The organism is Patiriisocius hiemis (assembly GCF_031846325.1).
GTDB lineage: Bacteria > Bacteroidota > Bacteroidia > Flavobacteriales > Flavobacteriaceae > Patiriisocius_A > Patiriisocius_A hiemis.
Genome location: NZ_JAVRHZ010000002.1, coordinates 566,117 through 582,250, shown reverse-complemented (window position 1 = coordinate 582,250; position 16,134 = coordinate 566,117). Strand labels below are relative to the sequence as shown.

The window sequence follows — 16,134 nt, the reverse complement described above, 5'->3', positions numbered from 1 at the left end:
ATTCTTTTAGAAATTATTCAATATATAAGAGAGCCGCTAATTAGCGGCTCTCTTTTTGTTTAGTATATTATTAAATTATAATAATTAGAAGAGTAAAAACTGCAAGTTACTTTGCTACTATTACTTCTACATTAAGTGATTTAAATTCTACTAAATTTTCTTCTGAAATTGAATGAGGAGTGAATGTAAATTGTTTGTCATACAGTTTACCGTCCAGAAAGAAAGTTACTAAATACTCATTAGTAAAGCTTAATACATCATTAGCTATAAATTCTATTTTCTTCATGGTGTTAGACTCAACATTACCAAGATTGTGCCTTAGGGTTGATGTCTTTAAAGTAGAAGAATTCCCTCTAGAAACAACTAAAACAGTTTCTAACGAGCTCTTTTTGGTGTTAACAAAGTAAATATTCCAATTTTGAGAAAGAAAATCTTTATCCCATTCTTTCATTGCAACGATATAAACGTCTTCAGCAACATGAAAGGTAATGTCCTTTTTCATAAATAGGTTACAATTTATTCAGAATAAAAATTATAATGAGTTTTTAAATTGCTCAAGGAAACGAATGTCATTCTCACTAAACATTCTAATATCTGGGATTTGATGTAGTAGTAATGCGATACGGTCTATCCCCATACCAAATGCGAAACCAGAATATTCTTCAGAGTCAATTCCACAATTTTCAAGTACATTAGGGTCTACCATACCACAACCCATAATTTCTAACCAACCTGTTCCTTTGGTCATTTTATAGTCTGTTTCGGTTTCTAAACCCCAGTAAACATCTACTTCTGCACTAGGTTCTGTAAATGGAAAATAAGAAGGTCTAAGTCTAATTTTTGATTTCCCGAAAAGTTCTGTAGTAAAATATTGTAAGGTTTGTTTTAAATCTGCGAAACTTACTCCTTTATCTACATACAAACCTTCTACTTGGTGGAAAAAACAATGAGAACGAGCTGAAATAGCTTCGTTTCTATACACTCTCCCGGGCGAAATTGTTCTAATAGGAGGTTTGTTTTCTTCCATATATCTAACCTGTACTGTAGAAGTATGCGTCCGTAAAAGAACATCAGGATTAGTTTGAATAAAAAAAGTATCCTGCATATCTCTAGCTGGGTGGTATTCCGGCAGATTTAAAGCTGTAAAATTATGCCAGTCGTCTTCAATTTCTGGTCCTTCAGAAACATTAAAGCCTATCCTAGAAAAAATATCAATTATTTTGTTTTTTACAATAGAAATAGGGTGTCTAGAACCTAAGGTTATTGGTTCTCCAGGACGTGATAAATCTCCATAAACACCTGTTTCTTCTTCGTTATTTTCAATTGCTTCTTTAAGGTGATTTACTTTATCTTGAGCTTTATTTTTTAAGGTATTTACAACTTGACCAAATTCCTTTTTATCTTCCTTTGCAACATTTTTAAACTCAGCAAAAAAGTCATTAAGCAGTCCATTTCTTCCCAAGTATTTAATTCGGAAAGTTTCTACTTCATCTTTAGTTGAAGCAGTAAAAGCATCAACTATTGCAATATGTTCTTTTATCTTTTTTATCATAATTCAGAAATATTGTAAAGGGCAAAATTACGGATTTTATTTGCTATTCTATTACTTCTTTTTCTAAGAAATACTGTACAATAGCTTCTTTCATTAATATACTTTGTTCTCCAGCTTTAAGTGCTGGGAGTTGTTCTAAAACCTTATAGTGTGGCCAGCCATCATCATCAAAAAAATCGAATTCATAGTACCCAAAAGGTTCTAGAAGTCTACAAATTGCAATATGCATAAGATTTAATTTTTCGTCCTTTTTAAATCTTCTATGCACCTGACCGAGCTCTTGTAACCCAACCAAATAAATAATTGCGTCCAAATCTAACTTCTCGCCATCTGCAAAACGATTGCTTAATAACGTGATTAGGCTTTCCCAACGTTCTTTTAAAAGTATATCTCTACTCATAATTAGTTTGACAAAGATACTGTTCTTGTATCTTATTTAAGATAGAAACGGAAATACTATCTTTACTTAAAATTAAATGTATGAGTGCTCTAGATATAATTATAGGAGTTATTTTTTTGCTAGGCTTTTATGGAGGTTTTAAAAAAGGGCTATTTGTTGCTTTAACATCACTTATTGGACTAATTGCTGGAGTATATGGAGCTATCCACTTTTCTGACTACGCAGCATCTTATATATCAAATTGGTTTAATTGGGGAGAACAAATTACCAATCTTGCTGCTTTTGCTGTAACATTTTCAGGGATTGTATTTATTATTTCAATAGCCGGGAAATTTTTAACAAAGATAGCGGACTTTGCTATGTTGGGAATTATTAACAAGCTATTAGGAGGGGTTTTTAGTGGATTGATGTACGCTTTTATTTTAAGTGTCGTATTTATGTTTCTGGAGTCTTCTTCTTCACTTAGCGGATATGTAATTTCTGAAGAGAAAAAAGAAAGCTCTATTTTATACACGCCAGTTTCAGTACTGGCTCCATCTGTACTTCCACAGATATTAAAAGAGGTGGAAAGCTTTAAAAATAAAAATACTGAAAACGAAGAAGAGCTAGAATAGAAAAAGACTGCCTTTAAAGACAGTCTTTTGTAAGTAATCTAAACATTTTGTTTAATGGGTATCCTCTATATTTTCTTTTACCCAAACCATTGCATCTTTAAATGATGAAAAGATTTGATCTTTAGGTATTAAATCTGGAATAATATCTATCTCTTCCATTAATACTCTAGGCTGTTCTGGAAGTTTTGTAAGTAATACTTTAATTCCTCTCTGGCTAAATCTCAAAATAGCCTCTTCCATTGCATACAATCCAGATTGGTCTATGTAATCTGTTTTTCCCATCCGTATAATCACACAAGCAGCAGTATCTGGGACATCACCTGCTAGTTGTTGGAAATCACTTGTGTTTCCAAAGAAAAGAGGACCTTCTAGTCTTTTAATAAACACTTCTTCTTTTAGATTAATAGGGAAGTTAATTTCATCTTTCCATGGTAGTTGAAGTTCATCTGCATTTCCTAATGGAACTACTTTAGACCTAGCTGCTGTAGAATCTCCAATCTTTTTCATAAAAATTAAAGAAGCTAATACAAGTCCAATTCCAACGGCATAAACTAAATTCCAAAATACTGAAAGAAGTAAAACCACAATCATTACAATAACTTCACTTCTTGGCATATTAGGGATTGCCTTTAAACCTTTATAGTCCATTACTCCAATTCCTACTGTAATTAAGATTCCTGCAAGAACAGCTGCTGGAATTTGAGACGCTACTGGTCCTAAAGCTAGTAGAATAATAAGTAACAAAATGGCCGCAATCATACCAGATAGTTTTGTTGTACCTCCACTATTAATATTAACTACCGTTCTAATTGTTGCACCAGCACCTGGAATACCTCCAAAAATTGCAGCAATACTATTACCAATACCTTGACCTACCAACTCTCTATTGGGTTTGTGTCTAGTTTTTGTCATATTATCTGCCACTACGGAAGTTAACAAGGAGTCAATAGCACCTAAAAATGCTAGCGTAAGAGCCGTAAAAATATAGGGTGTTATTGCTGCTAAACTAAAACTAGTAAACATTTCTAGATTAGGAATAGGCAGCCCTGTTGGGATTTCTTCAATTGGTCTATAATCTAGTTTTGCAAAAATGGCAACACAGGAGACGACCAAAAGGGCTACTAATGTACTAGGTATTTTGGTGGTTATTTTCTTAAATCCAAAAATAATTATTACCGTAGCCATGGCTAAAATAAATTCTAACCAATCGATGGCTTTTAAAGCTCTTGGTAATGTTTTAATAGCTCCTAATACTCCCGAACTTTCTTTTTTTGCAAGGACCAAGGCTTCTTTCATAATATCATCTTCACTAATAGTCTTTGCTCTTTTTATAGTTTCTTCAAAGTCTTCTAGTACAAGAATATCTTCTCCTGCTTCTTCCTTTAAAATTTTATCGAGCAAGACCTCTTCTGCTTCGGGTTTAAATTCGTTTATAAAGGCTGTATCGTCTTTAGTATAATATCCTAACATAGGTAGGAGTTGAGTTATTAAAATAATAACACCAATAGCTGTCATAAAACCTGAAACTACAGGGTAAGGAATATATTTAATGTACTTACCAAGACCCACAAGGCCCAGTACAATTTGCATAAGCCCTGCTAATAAAAAAACTAATAAAATATAGGGTAGTGCCTTTTCTACATCTCCATCATTAGCTACAATAATACTAGCAATAATCACCATTGAAACTGCCGTCATAGGAGCTGTAGGGCCAGAAATTTGAGTATTTGTACCACCAAAAAGCGATGCGAAAAAACCGATAAATATGGCTCCGTAAAGACCCGCATCAGGCCCTAATCCAGATTGAACCCCGAAAGCTAATGCCAATGGTAGTGCTACAATACCAGCTGTTATGCCACCAAAAAGATTTCCTCTAATATTTGTAAATATTCCTTTCATAAATGATTATTTTCATTAAATGTAAAGAATTAAAACTAATAAAGGCCAGAAGAAACCCCTGACCTTTTTTTTTAACAAAATTTTTAGAACTCTCTAAATCATTTGATTTTAGTCTAAAAATTCAACTTTTCCAGATGCTACGTCATAGACAGCACCAACTATTTTAATTTCGTTATTACCTTCCATCTCATTAAGAACCTCACTATCGTTCCTCATATTATCAATAGTCATTCTAACATTTTTGTAAACTACATCATTTACAAATGTCTTGTTTGAACTATTTCGTTCGTCTTGATTTGAAGGCTCTGTTACTGCATTTACAGCTGGTTTAATCTTAGACAGTAAAGGAGTAATGTTACCTAATTGTACATCATCACAAGCTCCTTTAACAGCTCCACAAGCTGTATGCCCTAAAACCACAACTGCCTTACTACCAGCAACCTTGCAGCCGTATTCAATACTTCCTAAAATGTCTTCGTTAACTATATTTCCAGCAACACGTGCGCTAAAAATATCTCCAATACCTTGGTCAAAAACTATCTCGGCAGGAACTCTTGAATCTATACAACTTAATACAACTGCAAAAGGATATTGCCCTCCAGAGGTATCTGTTACTTGTTCTAATAAATCTCTATTAGCTTGTTTGGTTGCCAAGAACCTTTGGTTTCCCTCTTTTAATGCATCTATTGCAGATTGAGGACTGTATGAATTTTGTGTTTCTTTTGTTTGTGCTTTCATCTTTAAATTTTGTTTATAAATTACAAAAAAATTATTACAACTTAGTTGTTTGTAACCAATAGTGGTACATTAAGTTGGTTAACTGAGTGTGTCTTTAGAGTTTTTCGATCTACACAAAGTAGGTTTACTCCTTTTTTAACAAGGTAGTTTGAAATGTTTTTTAGACCTGATACTCCCTTTTCAAAAATAAACTCTTCTACTTCATCGCTTAAGTTTGTTCTTGTTGGAGCTTCCTTTTTATCTCTTATTTTAAATAATGGAACAGGTCCTTTTCTGTGTTGCAATAATACCTTGTTAAAATCTACATCAAGCTTAGGCTCTAAAGAGTCAAAAAGACCTAATGACAGCTTTTCATTAGGGTTTAATAAAAATTTAGGCTGCATAATCATAACAACTCCATTATATTGTTTTAAAATAAAGGAGGCTAAATCTATGTTTATTGACTGTAACCCAATTCTTTTCTTTTTTTCAATAACTACCATATCTGGAGTTGCCTCATCTAGGTACTTTTTAATTTCTACCTTAGGGTTCCCAAAAGCAAAAGAGTGTTTAATTTTAATGTTATACTCTTCTGCAATTGGTTTTATTATGTCTCTAATTCTAGTATCCGTAGCAATATAGTTTTCTTCTATAGACTTTAGTGCCGAAAATTGATTTTCATATCCTATGACATCCAGCGGACTTTTTACATAGAATACCTCTATTTCTGCTCCAATCATTTTAGCTAAACTAATACTACTTTTAAGCTCATTATTTAATGCCCCCTTTCTAAGATTTGAAAGCACCGAGATTTTATATTTTTTTTGCGTTTTCATAATTATGCAGTTTTTGGTCTAAGTTGAAAAAATTCAATAAAACTCTCAGGGTTTTCTATAATTCCGCGTTCAGAGATTAATTTAATGTCAATGTTTCTCTCCTTTGCTTTAAAAGCAAAATCATCTAGAATCTCAACAATATCATTATCAAGATATCTAGTTTTACGAACATCAAATTCAAGTTGAGTATCTCTTGGAAGGCTATCCAATTCTTTTAAAATTGCTCCTTTATTAAAGAAAGTAACCTCCTCTGCTAGTGTCATTTTAATTTTATGCTTTCCATTACTTTTATCTTCAATATGAAGAAAATGAGAGTTTTGGTAACTCTTAATTAAAATTACTACTATCCCTACTAGAAGACCTAAACCAATACCCCATAATAAATCAATAAAGACAATTCCTAAAATTGTTATTATAAATGGAACAAACTGCTTCCAACCTAAACTATACATTTTTTTAAATGTTGATGGTTTTGCAAGCTTATACCCTACTATAAATAAGATAGCTGCTAAAACCGAAAGAGGAATATAGTTTAGTATTTGTGGTATTGTAACTACAGATATCAATAGGAAAAATCCATGTATAATAGCACTTGCCTTAGATTTTCCGCCAGATTGAATATTTGCAGAACTTCTTACAATTACTTGTGTAATTGGAAGTCCTCCTACAAGACCAGATATCATATTACCTGTACCTTGCGCTAATAACTCACGATTTGTTGGAGTAACTCTTTTTTGAGGATCTAATTTATCTGTAGCTTCTACACACAATAATGTTTCTAAAGATGCTACTAGAGCTATAGTAAATGCCGTAATTATAACATCTGTTCTCGTTATTGCTTCAAAATTTGGAAACGAAAGCTGAGCTTTTAAATCTGAAATACTTTCTGGAACTGGAACCGAAACTAAGTGTTCTTGAGTTAGCATTAAACCAGTATCTCGAGTAACAAAGTAATAAACAATACCTGCAACTACAGCTACAAGAGGCCCCTGTATTAATTGAAAGATTTTACCTTTCTTACTCAAAACAGCACTCCATAAAATTAAAATACCTATGGCAATTAATGCAATTATAGCTGCTCCTTTATCAAAGTTTCCACTAAATAATGCATTTAAGGTTTTTAGTAACTCGGTTAATGTGTTCTCGCCATCTATTTGAAGAAATGCAAAATCTCCTTCTGGATTTTTATCTATACCAAAGAAATACGGAATTTGCTTTAAAATAATAATAATACCTATTCCTGTTAGCATTCCCTTGATTACAGATGATGGAAAATAATATCCAATTATTCCAAGGCGTAACACTCCAAATAGAAGTTGTATAGCTCCTCCCAATACTACTGCTACAAGGAAATTTTCCCAACCACCTAGTGCAGTTATTGCAGTTAATACTATTGCTGCTAATCCAGCCGCAGGACCACTTACTCCTATCTGGGATCCACTTAAAATCCCTACTACAATACCTCCTACAATACCTGCAATTAATCCTGAAAATAATGGTGCTCCACTTGCTAATGCAATACCTAAACATAATGGTAGTGCGACAAAAAATACGACAATACTCGCCGGTATGTCATTCTTTAAATTTTTAAACATAATAAATAATTGATTTGAGTCTAAGCTAAAGTATTGCTTGACTCTTATTAGAAAATAGCCTGAAAAGGCTTACTCAAAAAACTGGTTATATTATGTTTAAATCGGGAGGTGGACTTAAAATATTAAGGTAAGGAATATTATAATTCTTGAAAAAATACTCCATAGAATTACCTTTCTTGTAAAAAAACAACGATAATTCTGGGTTAGGGTTTTTTGAAATTAAGAACTCTAACTGAATATTCTTTTTATTAGATTTCTCTTCTTCTTCAGTTACTGAAAAAAAAGCAGAAACATCTTCATTTATATCAACCAATGTTACTGTAATTGGTGTTACAATGAATAGTAAAAATAACGATAAAAAGAAAAATCCTTTAATTCTCATAGCCCGTTTTGTCGAACAGCAAAATTAAATAATTAAACAAAAAATAGTGTTAAAAGTTTTTTAAAAATTACAGTTCTTTGAGGTCATTATTTGGCAACCATCCATCTTTTCCATCGGCGAGTTTTATTCTATACCACTCGTTATCTTGATCTATAATTTGAACTTTGGTGCCTTCATAAAGTATAAAAACAGATGGCCCTCCTACAGAAGGGGCACTTTTTACTTCAGCACTTTCTGCAAATATGATGGCTGGCTTATCATTTATAAAATCTGTATAGGTTTGGTAGGCCATCGTTAGAGAAACCAATCCTAAAAAAACTGACAGTAATGAGCTTACAAATAAGAAGCGTTTAGTTCTTTCTGAAGATGAAAAGTAGTAGCCCAAAAACAAAATAACAAACATAATAACTAATGCAATTGCTGTTTTTGCCCATCCATCAAAAGTAAAAAGTGTTGCGATGCTATTATACCATTTACTAAAAACACTTTGTGGCAAAGGTTCAATTGCATCTATTCTAGCATTTTCGGCAAATGCCAAATTATTTTTTATATCACTATCGTTGGGAGCTAATTGTAAAGCTTTCTCGTAATAATAAACACTTGGACCAATACTATTAAGCTTATAATAGGCATTACCCAAATTAAAGTATAGACTTGCACTATGACTCCCATGCTGTTCAATCTGCTTCCAGGCATCAATTGCTTCAGTATATTTTTTTTCTTTATAAAATGAAATTCCTTTATTAAATAAGGCGTCGTTTTGCCCTACAGAGATGCTAACAAAAAGCAATATTATCAAAGTGATATACCATTTCATCGACTTCATAATACAATTTGTTTATCAATGTTTGAAATTACTTCTACAGCACTATTATAGTCCTCTTGCATTGCTGTTGTAGATGCAGGTGTATATCTAGCAAACTCACAACTTTTTAAAATGGTTAAAAATGAATCTATTGTGCTTTTAGACACTTCTCTTTGTGCTAGTAAGTTTGAAATTGTATCCTTATCCATTTCTGAAGTTTCTATATGGAGCTTGGCTTTTAAGTAATTATGTAGTGCTCGTTCTAGTGCATCATAAAAGGTCGCCTTGTTAGAGAGGTTTTTCTTTGCCTCTGAAAGATACTTTCTTGCCAACCTGTTTGCCTTTCTGGTTTTATTTCCAGCAACATCTGCCAGACGTTCTTTGCGTTTTCTACCTACAAAAATAAATATTGGTATAAGTAACAAAGGAGTTCCTAATAGCGTCCAGAAAGTAGTAGATTTAAAAAATGGAACTGTTTCAACAGGTGTTAAGTTTGCTGATAGCTTTATATACTTAAACTGGTCTTGAGACAATACTACAGGTTGTTTCCCATTAGTTTCGGAAGTGGTGTTAGCTTCTGAAGTCAACGGCCCATTTTCTACATTTATCACAATTTCTTCAGAAGAAAGTGTTGTATATTTTTCAGTTTTTGGGTCAAAATAGGAAAATGTAATAGGCCTTATAGGATAGTTCCCTTTGTACTGCGGAACAATAGTATAGGTTTCTTCTATTTGCCCACCCATACCTGAAGCATTTGTCCTTACATTTTCATTTCGTTCAGGCTCATATACCTCTAATGCAATTGGTAGTTTTATAGAGGGTGGATCAAAAAGTTTTAAATTACCATTACCATTTACTTTTACTTTTAACTCTAAAGATTGGTTTGCATCTAATGTAGTTTTGTTGGTTGAAACATCAAAACTAAAGCTACCTACAGCTCCTGCAAAGTCATCGGGGCGTCCTTCAAGAGGTAAGGGTTTTACCTTTATCGTCCTTTTTCCCGCAGACACAACTTTATTTACTCTTTTTTGAAGGTATCCTCCAAATATGGTTCTTCTATTGGTTGGTACTACCATAGGCACATCCAAAGTAAGTGGTTCTATTTCTAGCTTACCCGTTTTTTGAGGGTACAACACCGTAGTGCGTAAGATTACATATCTATAATCTTCTCCTTTATACTTACCATCATATACTTTGTAATTTCCTCTGCTGTCTATATTCTGACTCCAAAAATCTGCATACTTAGGAGTGTCTATTTCTCGCCAATTACTATTTACAGTAACATCTCTTGACACATACATTTTATAAACAACTGTAATAGCTTCATTAAGGTATGGACTAGTCTTAGAAACCTCAGCCACAAGATGTACTTTGTCGCTTGCAAGCTCCTGAAGGTTATCTCCATCTTTATCCAGCTTTACAGCATCTGTTACTTGTACTTTAATTGGAGCTGTCGTGTAAGAAGTTCCATCAATTTCTATACTCGCTTCACCAATGGAATAGGAGCCTTTTGATAGTGGAGTTAAAAAATAGGAGTAGGTTTTAGAGTAACTACGCTTTCCATTTATATAAGAATTACTTATTGCTTGGTTAGGACCTCCAATAACTCTAAATCCTTCAAAAGAAGGCGGTCTAAAGTTATCTCCATCTTGATTCATTTCAAAATCAATACGAAGGCGCTCATTAAGTCCTAGCTTGTTTTTACTTACTTTAGCCTCAAAAGAAACCTGTGCCTGCACAGAGCTGGCTATCATAAAAAATAGTACGTATATAAAGTTTTTTAGCTTCATTACTACCAATCTTTATTAGATTTTACTTTCGCTCCTTTGGTTTTTTTAGCATTTATTTTTTCCTGTACTTTCTTTTCTTGATTGTTCATTGCTTCCAGCAAACTTTTTACTTGCTGTGGGGAAAGCTTACCTGGCTGGGGTTGTTGTTGCGGCTTTTTATCTCCTTGTTCTTCTTTCTCTTCTGGCTTTCCTTTATCTTCTTGATTATCTCCTTCTTTTTTGTCTTCTTTCTTTTCTCCTTGATCTTGCTCTTTGTCCTTTTCTTTATCTCCTTTATCTCCTTCGTTTTGTTGGTCTTGGTTATCCTTATTCTGTTGATCTTCTTTATTTTCGTCTTGCTTCTTCTGCTCTTTATCACCTTCATCACCACCTCCATTTTTATTTTCCTCTTCAAGCATTTTTTTTGCTAAAGCTAGATTATATCGAGTTTCATCATCGGTTGGATTATTTCTAAGTGCATTTTTATAAGCTTCTACGGCCTCCTTATACTTTTTTTCATTCATAAAAGTATTACCAAGATTATGAAATGCTTTGTGTTTTTCTGGTTTGTTAGTAGCAACTGCTGCAGCTTGTTTAAAACGTAGCATTGCCTCTCCATTTTTTTCTTTTTCGTAATAGGCGTTTCCTAAATTGTATTTGCCTGTGTCGTTGGCAGGGTTAATTGCAATAGATTTTCTATACTCTGCCTCTGCCTGTGGAAAATTGTTTTCTTCTAATGCATCAGTAGCATCACTAAGGTATTGTTGTGCCTCTCTTAATTCCTTTTGCTTTTCTTTATCTTCTTGTGCGTTTAACGTATTTCCAAAGAAAACAAAAGTGACAATTAATATGTATTCTAATACTTTCATTATTCTATCTCTTTTTCATTGAACAAGTTAAGTTTTTGTACCCAAGCTGTTTTTCTTTCTAATAAAAACACATCTAATAATAACAAAAATAATGCCCCGCCAAGAAACCATTGAAACTGATCTTTAAAATCTGTAAACTGTTTTGCTTCAAATTCTTTTTTATTCATACCACTTAAGATGGCTTTTACAGTTTCTACCACTTCTTTTGTGTTAGTGCCGTCTATGTATTCTCCGTTGGCTTCTTCAGCAATTTCTTTGAGGGTTTCTTCTCCAAGACGGGTGATTACTTGTTCGTTATTTTGATCTCTTTTGTAATACTGAAGAACTCCATTTCTTTTAATTGGAATAGGGCCTCCAGCAAGAGTACCTACTCCTATGGTATAAATTTTAATCCCTTTTTCTGCTGCAGCTTCTGCCATTTCTGCAACATTACCTTCATGGTCTTCCCCGTCTGAAATTATAATGAGCACTCTATTTACTTGGTTTTCGTCGTCGTAATAGGTTTCTGCTAACTGAATTGCCTCAGTAATGGCTGTTCCTTGTGAGGATACCATGTCTGTATTCATACTGTTTAAAAACAGCTTGGCCGACGAAAAATCTGTTGTAATTGGCACCTGTGGAAAAGCACTTCCTGCATACCCAATAATTCCAATTCGGTCACCTGCTAGGCTATTAATAATTTGGGTTATTAGTTGTTTTGACTTTTCTATACGGTTAGGAGCAATATCTTCGGCCACCATACTTTTTGAAACGTCCAAGGCAAATACTAAATCTACTCCTTCTCTCTTTACTGTTTCAAGCTTGGTTCCAATTTTTGGGTTTACTAATCCAAAACTTAAACAAGCAACAGCAAGACATAAAACGACTACTTTAAGAATAGGCTTAAAAACAGATTTGTTAGGTGCTAACTTTGAAAATAAAGAGGTGTCTGCAAATTTACGTTGTACGTTTTTACGCCACAATAAGACCCCTATAAATAGAACAAGTATCACCGGAATGGCGAATAAAACATAAAAGTATATGGGTTGTTCTAGTTGATACATAATTATATAAAACTCCTAAACACCGTATAACGCAATAAAAATTCCAATCCTAAAAGTCCTAATGCTAATAGCACCCAAGGACGAAATTTTTCGTCATAATTAGTGTATTTAAACTCTTCTATATCTGTTTTTTCTAGTTTATTGATTTCGTCATAAATCTCAACCAGTTTTGTATTACTGGTTGCTCTAAAGTATTTCCCGTTTGTAGTTTTTGCAATTTCTTTAAGTAACTCTTCATCAATATTTACTTGTTGATTTCCGTATTGAAAGCTACCATCGGGTCTAATTCCAATAGGCGATAATGCCATACCATTAGTTCCTAATCCAATAGTGTAGACCTTAATCCCAAACTCTACAGCTAATTCACTTGCAATTTTGGGGTCTATAAAACCCGCGTTATTTACTCCATCTGTCAACAAAATAATTACCTTACTCTTAGCAATACTCTCTTTTAATCTATTTACTGAAGTTGCTAAACCCATTCCAATTGCCGTACCTCCTTCTATTACTGTATTGTATTCTATCTTTTTTAAAGACGATAGTACAATGCTTTTGTCACTTGTTAAAGGGGTTCTTGTATAGCTTTCTCCAGCGTATTCTACCAGGCCAATTCTATCATTAGGACGTGCGTTAATAAAACGAGCAGCAACAGTTTTTAAGGCCTCTAATCTGTTAGGTTTTAAATCTCTAGCTAACATACTTGCAGAAACATCTATTGCGATTACAATATCAATCCCTTTGGTAGTTTTAGTTCTGGTAGACTCGTCCACAGTTCTAGGTCTTGCCATTGCTACTATTAAAGCCGAAAGCGCTAGCAATCGCAAAATAAAAAGCGCAGGTTTAAAACGAGATAGCCAATTTTTTTGTGTCTTAAATCCTTTGGTACTCGAAATTTTTAAAGTTGGTGTTTGTTGCTTTCGTTTCCATAAATACCAAGCTATTGCTACTGGAAGTAGTAAAAACAACCAGAACAAATTAGGATTCACAAATTCAAAATTTTCAAACATTATTTTTCGCCTTGATTTTCTTGGATTTCTAGTTCTACAGAGGCTATTACTCTATCTATAACTTCTTCAGCATAACGCTCATCAAATTGATAGGTTATTACTACTTGTTGTAGGCCTGTTTTTTGAGCAAATAACAATAACTGGTAATTACTTTCTTCTTTTAAGACTTTATTTTTTGCTACTTTAACATTAAATGTACCACTAGCCTTAATACCTTTAATTCCTTTTTCAGTTTCAAAATCATCTCGCTTAACCAATAGGTTGGTTGCTCCATTATCTTCAAACTGGACTAACGCTTGGTCTAAAGCTAATTCTAAGGTCTGGTCTTGTGGCTCAATGTAATTAACAGTACTTATACTCACATATAATGGCTCCTGAATATCTCCAAAACTAAATACATTTTGGTCTTTTACCATTAAACTCGTCAACGAATCATTTATAACTTCTTGGCGAACTAATACTTCTGGTGTTTCTATAATAATGGCTGGGCTACCATACTCACTTTTTATCCATCGCCCCTCTGCATAGTCTCGCATCTGGTTGCCTAAAACTTTATCTTTTAAGTTGTCAAAGCCAGTAACAACTCCATATCCCACTCCAAAAAGAAGTATCGCAGCAAGTGCTCCAATAGCAAAAGTAATTCTCTTTTTGCGCTGTCTTTTCTTTTGTAACTCTTCTAGATACAGTTCATTCTCAAGCAACTCCTCTTCGGTAGGTTCTGGAACAGCTTCATGAGTTTCATTAATAATTTCTTCAATGGTTCCTCTATCTGCATTTGCTTGTCCTGCATCTTGCTGCATTTTGGCAAACTTTACTAAATCGGCACGCTTTAAAATTTGTTCTAGCTCTTTAAGGTTTTCGATATCAAAATCAAAACTACCTGCGTCTTTGTGTAACCTTAGCCTTTCAATAAGCTCATCTGTTGTGCTTTCTAGAGCGGTATCATCCACCTCTCTATCCAAGTATCTTTTTACAATTTCGGTTAACTGCGAATAGTATTCTTTAGACTTATTTTCACGTAAATAATTAGATTGATCTAGCTCTTGTAAAGCAGCTACCGCTTCTTCATACGGCGGTAGTTGTACTTCTTTAGCTTCGGCAATTTTTTTTCTTCTGAAGAAAATAAAAAGTACCAACCCTACCAATAGTAGGATAGGAATAATCCAATATAGTAATTTTAAAAAATTGAAAGGTGGTGACTCTACATCTTGTGCTTGCTTAATGTCAAACATTTTTTGCTGTGTCGTATCTACTGGCACATCTCTAACCTCTACTCGCAAAGAGTCTAATTGGTATGGTTTCTCATTGATATATACCTTTTGCGGTGGTATAAGGTAACTCCCAGAATCAAATTCTGTAAGGCCATACTTTTTAAACAACTTCATTTTTGCTTGTTCGTAGGTAGTATCTACTTTATAACTCTCTATTACTTCTAGTGGTAAAAAGGTTTGTCCTTCAGGAAAAACAATAAGGTCTGTAGTATCTGCCGTAACTTCAATGGTGTACTTTATTTCTTCACCTATTCGTATTTGAGTAGTGTCTGTGGAAGAGGTTACTTGTGAGTAAGACGTAAAAGAATTAAGAAAAAGAGCACATAATAGCATGCATCTCGATATAGTTTTTCTTGTTTCAAGAAAAACCACTCGATGTAACATGTCTCTATTATTTGGTTCGTACTTTTTCATTCGTATGTCTAACTTCTTTTACCCTCTTCTTTTAAAATAGCCCAAAAGTTTTTTCACATAACTTTCATCTACTCTACAACTTAATGCTCCAGCACCACTTTTTAAGAAAGCATCTTCAAAATAATCTACACGCTCTCTGTGATAGCTGTAATATTGATTTCTAACTCCTTTTGATGATGTATTTACTAAAAAAGATTCTCCCGTTTCTTCATCATACATTTGTACCATTCCAAGATTTGGTATCTCCTCTTCGTGTCTATCATAAATGCGTATTCCTGTTACATCGTGCTTATTAGAAACTATTTTAAGTGTGTCTTTGTATCCTTCTGTAATAAAATCTGAAAGCACAAAAACAATAGCTTTTTTCTTCATTACATTGGTTAAATACTTTAACGCCATACCCACATCTGTTTTTTTACTCTGTGGTTTGTGTTCTAATAGTTCTCTAATTATTCTTAATACGTGTGACTTTCCTTTTTTTGGTGGAATAAACAACTCTATCTGGTCTGTGAATAGAATAAGCCCAATCTTATCATTGTTTTGCATTGCAGAAAATGCTAGTGTTGCAGCGATTTCAGTTACAATTTCGTTTTTAAATTGCGTCTCTGTTCCAAAAAACTCTGACCCACTAATATCTGCCATAAGCATCATGGTGAGTTCTCGTTCTTCTTCAAAAACTTTTACAAAAGGTTCGTTATAACGTGCCGTAACATTCCAGTCTATATTTCTAACATCATCACCAAATTGGTACTGCCTAACTTCACTAAAAGTCATACCGCGACCTTTAAAGGTACTGTGGTACTCGCCACCAAATACGTGGTCGCTTAAGCGCCTCGTTTTGATTTCGATTTTCCGTACTTTTTTTAGAAGTTCTTTAGTATCCATTTTCCTAGTAAACAGTTTTTAGTTGCAGTTGGCAGTAGTTAAAAGTTGCGGTTTTAGTGTCACAATATCTATAGTA

The 16,134-nt window shown here is 33.6% G+C and carries 16 protein-coding genes; 1 reads left to right on the top strand and 15 read right to left on the bottom strand.

The annotated features are described in order from the left end of the window. Positions 1–106 precede the first annotated feature (106 nt). From RM538_RS06805 to RM538_RS06795, 3 genes are read right to left on the bottom strand one after another with little or no spacing between them, the layout of a single operon-like run. Positions 107–502, bottom strand: a complete 396-nt coding sequence (locus RM538_RS06805) for a hypothetical protein (protein ID WP_311332656.1) — start codon at positions 500–502, stop codon at positions 107–109. Positions 503–532: 30 nt separating this feature from the next. Then, positions 533–1,552 carry a phenylalanine--tRNA ligase subunit alpha gene (gene pheS / locus RM538_RS06800; protein WP_311332655.1) on the bottom strand — a complete coding sequence of 340 codons (1,020 nt, stop codon included), beginning with the start codon at positions 1,550–1,552 and terminating at the stop codon, positions 533–535. 43 nt (positions 1,553–1,595) lie between these two features. After that, positions 1,596–1,952: a hypothetical protein gene (locus RM538_RS06795; protein WP_311332654.1), complete on the bottom strand. Its 357-nt coding sequence runs from the start codon at positions 1,950–1,952 to the stop codon at positions 1,596–1,598. Positions 1,953–2,032: 80 nt separating this feature from the next. On the opposite strand from RM538_RS06795, the gene RM538_RS06790 reads away from it, so the two are divergent. Beyond that, positions 2,033–2,566, top strand: coding sequence for a CvpA family protein (locus RM538_RS06790; protein WP_311332653.1), 534 nt, complete (start codon positions 2,033–2,035; stop codon positions 2,564–2,566). A 51-nt stretch (positions 2,567–2,617) separates the two neighbouring features. On the opposite strand, the gene RM538_RS06785 is transcribed toward RM538_RS06790, so the two are convergent. From RM538_RS06785 to RM538_RS06730, 12 genes are all read right to left on the bottom strand, one after another. Then, a complete protein-coding gene (locus tag RM538_RS06785; RefSeq protein ID WP_311332652.1) occupies positions 2,618–4,465 on the bottom strand; it encodes a SulP family inorganic anion transporter in 1,848 nt (615 codons plus the stop codon). A 108-nt stretch (positions 4,466–4,573) separates the two neighbouring features. After that, entirely contained in the window at positions 4,574–5,203 is a 630-nt protein-coding gene (locus tag RM538_RS06780) for a carbonic anhydrase family protein (protein ID WP_311332651.1), read from the bottom strand. 41 nt (positions 5,204–5,244) lie between these two features. After that, positions 5,245–6,018 carry a universal stress protein gene (locus RM538_RS06775; protein ID WP_311332650.1) on the bottom strand — a complete coding sequence of 258 codons (774 nt, stop codon included), beginning with the start codon at positions 6,016–6,018 and terminating at the stop codon, positions 5,245–5,247. 2 nt (positions 6,019–6,020) lie between these two features. Beyond that, positions 6,021–7,613, bottom strand: a complete 1,593-nt coding sequence (locus RM538_RS06770) for a SulP family inorganic anion transporter (RefSeq protein ID WP_311332649.1) — start codon at positions 7,611–7,613, stop codon at positions 6,021–6,023. Between the two features lie 85 nt (positions 7,614–7,698). Further along, a complete protein-coding gene (locus RM538_RS06765; protein ID WP_311332648.1) occupies positions 7,699–7,995 on the bottom strand; it encodes a hypothetical protein in 297 nt (98 codons plus the stop codon). Between the two features lie 67 nt (positions 7,996–8,062). Then, positions 8,063–8,812 carry a tetratricopeptide repeat protein gene (locus RM538_RS06760; protein ID WP_311332647.1) on the bottom strand — a complete coding sequence of 250 codons (750 nt, stop codon included), beginning with the start codon at positions 8,810–8,812 and terminating at the stop codon, positions 8,063–8,065. Positions 8,813–8,817: 5 nt separating this feature from the next. Beyond that, positions 8,818–10,590 carry a BatD family protein gene (locus RM538_RS06755; protein ID WP_311332646.1) on the bottom strand — a complete coding sequence of 591 codons (1,773 nt, stop codon included), beginning with the start codon at positions 10,588–10,590 and terminating at the stop codon, positions 8,818–8,820. A 2-nt stretch (positions 10,591–10,592) separates the two neighbouring features. Further along, positions 10,593–11,438, bottom strand: a complete 846-nt coding sequence (locus RM538_RS06750; RefSeq protein WP_311332645.1) for a tetratricopeptide repeat protein — start codon at positions 11,436–11,438, stop codon at positions 10,593–10,595. Beyond that, positions 11,438–12,481: a vWA domain-containing protein gene (locus RM538_RS06745; RefSeq protein ID WP_311332644.1), complete on the bottom strand. Its 1,044-nt coding sequence runs from the start codon at positions 12,479–12,481 to the stop codon at positions 11,438–11,440. Before RM538_RS06745 ends, RM538_RS06750 begins: the two co-directional genes overlap by 1 nt. A 2-nt stretch (positions 12,482–12,483) precedes the next feature. After that, positions 12,484–13,488, bottom strand: a complete 1,005-nt coding sequence (locus tag RM538_RS06740; protein ID WP_311332643.1) for a vWA domain-containing protein — start codon at positions 13,486–13,488, stop codon at positions 12,484–12,486. Then, a complete protein-coding gene (locus tag RM538_RS06735; RefSeq protein ID WP_311332642.1) occupies positions 13,488–15,173 on the bottom strand; it encodes a DUF4381 family protein in 1,686 nt (561 codons plus the stop codon). The genes RM538_RS06740 and RM538_RS06735 overlap by 1 nt, the downstream gene beginning before the upstream one ends. Positions 15,174–15,191: 18 nt before the next feature. Then, positions 15,192–16,058: a DUF58 domain-containing protein gene (locus tag RM538_RS06730; protein ID WP_311332641.1), complete on the bottom strand. Its 867-nt coding sequence runs from the start codon at positions 16,056–16,058 to the stop codon at positions 15,192–15,194. Positions 16,059–16,134 lie beyond the last annotated feature (76 nt).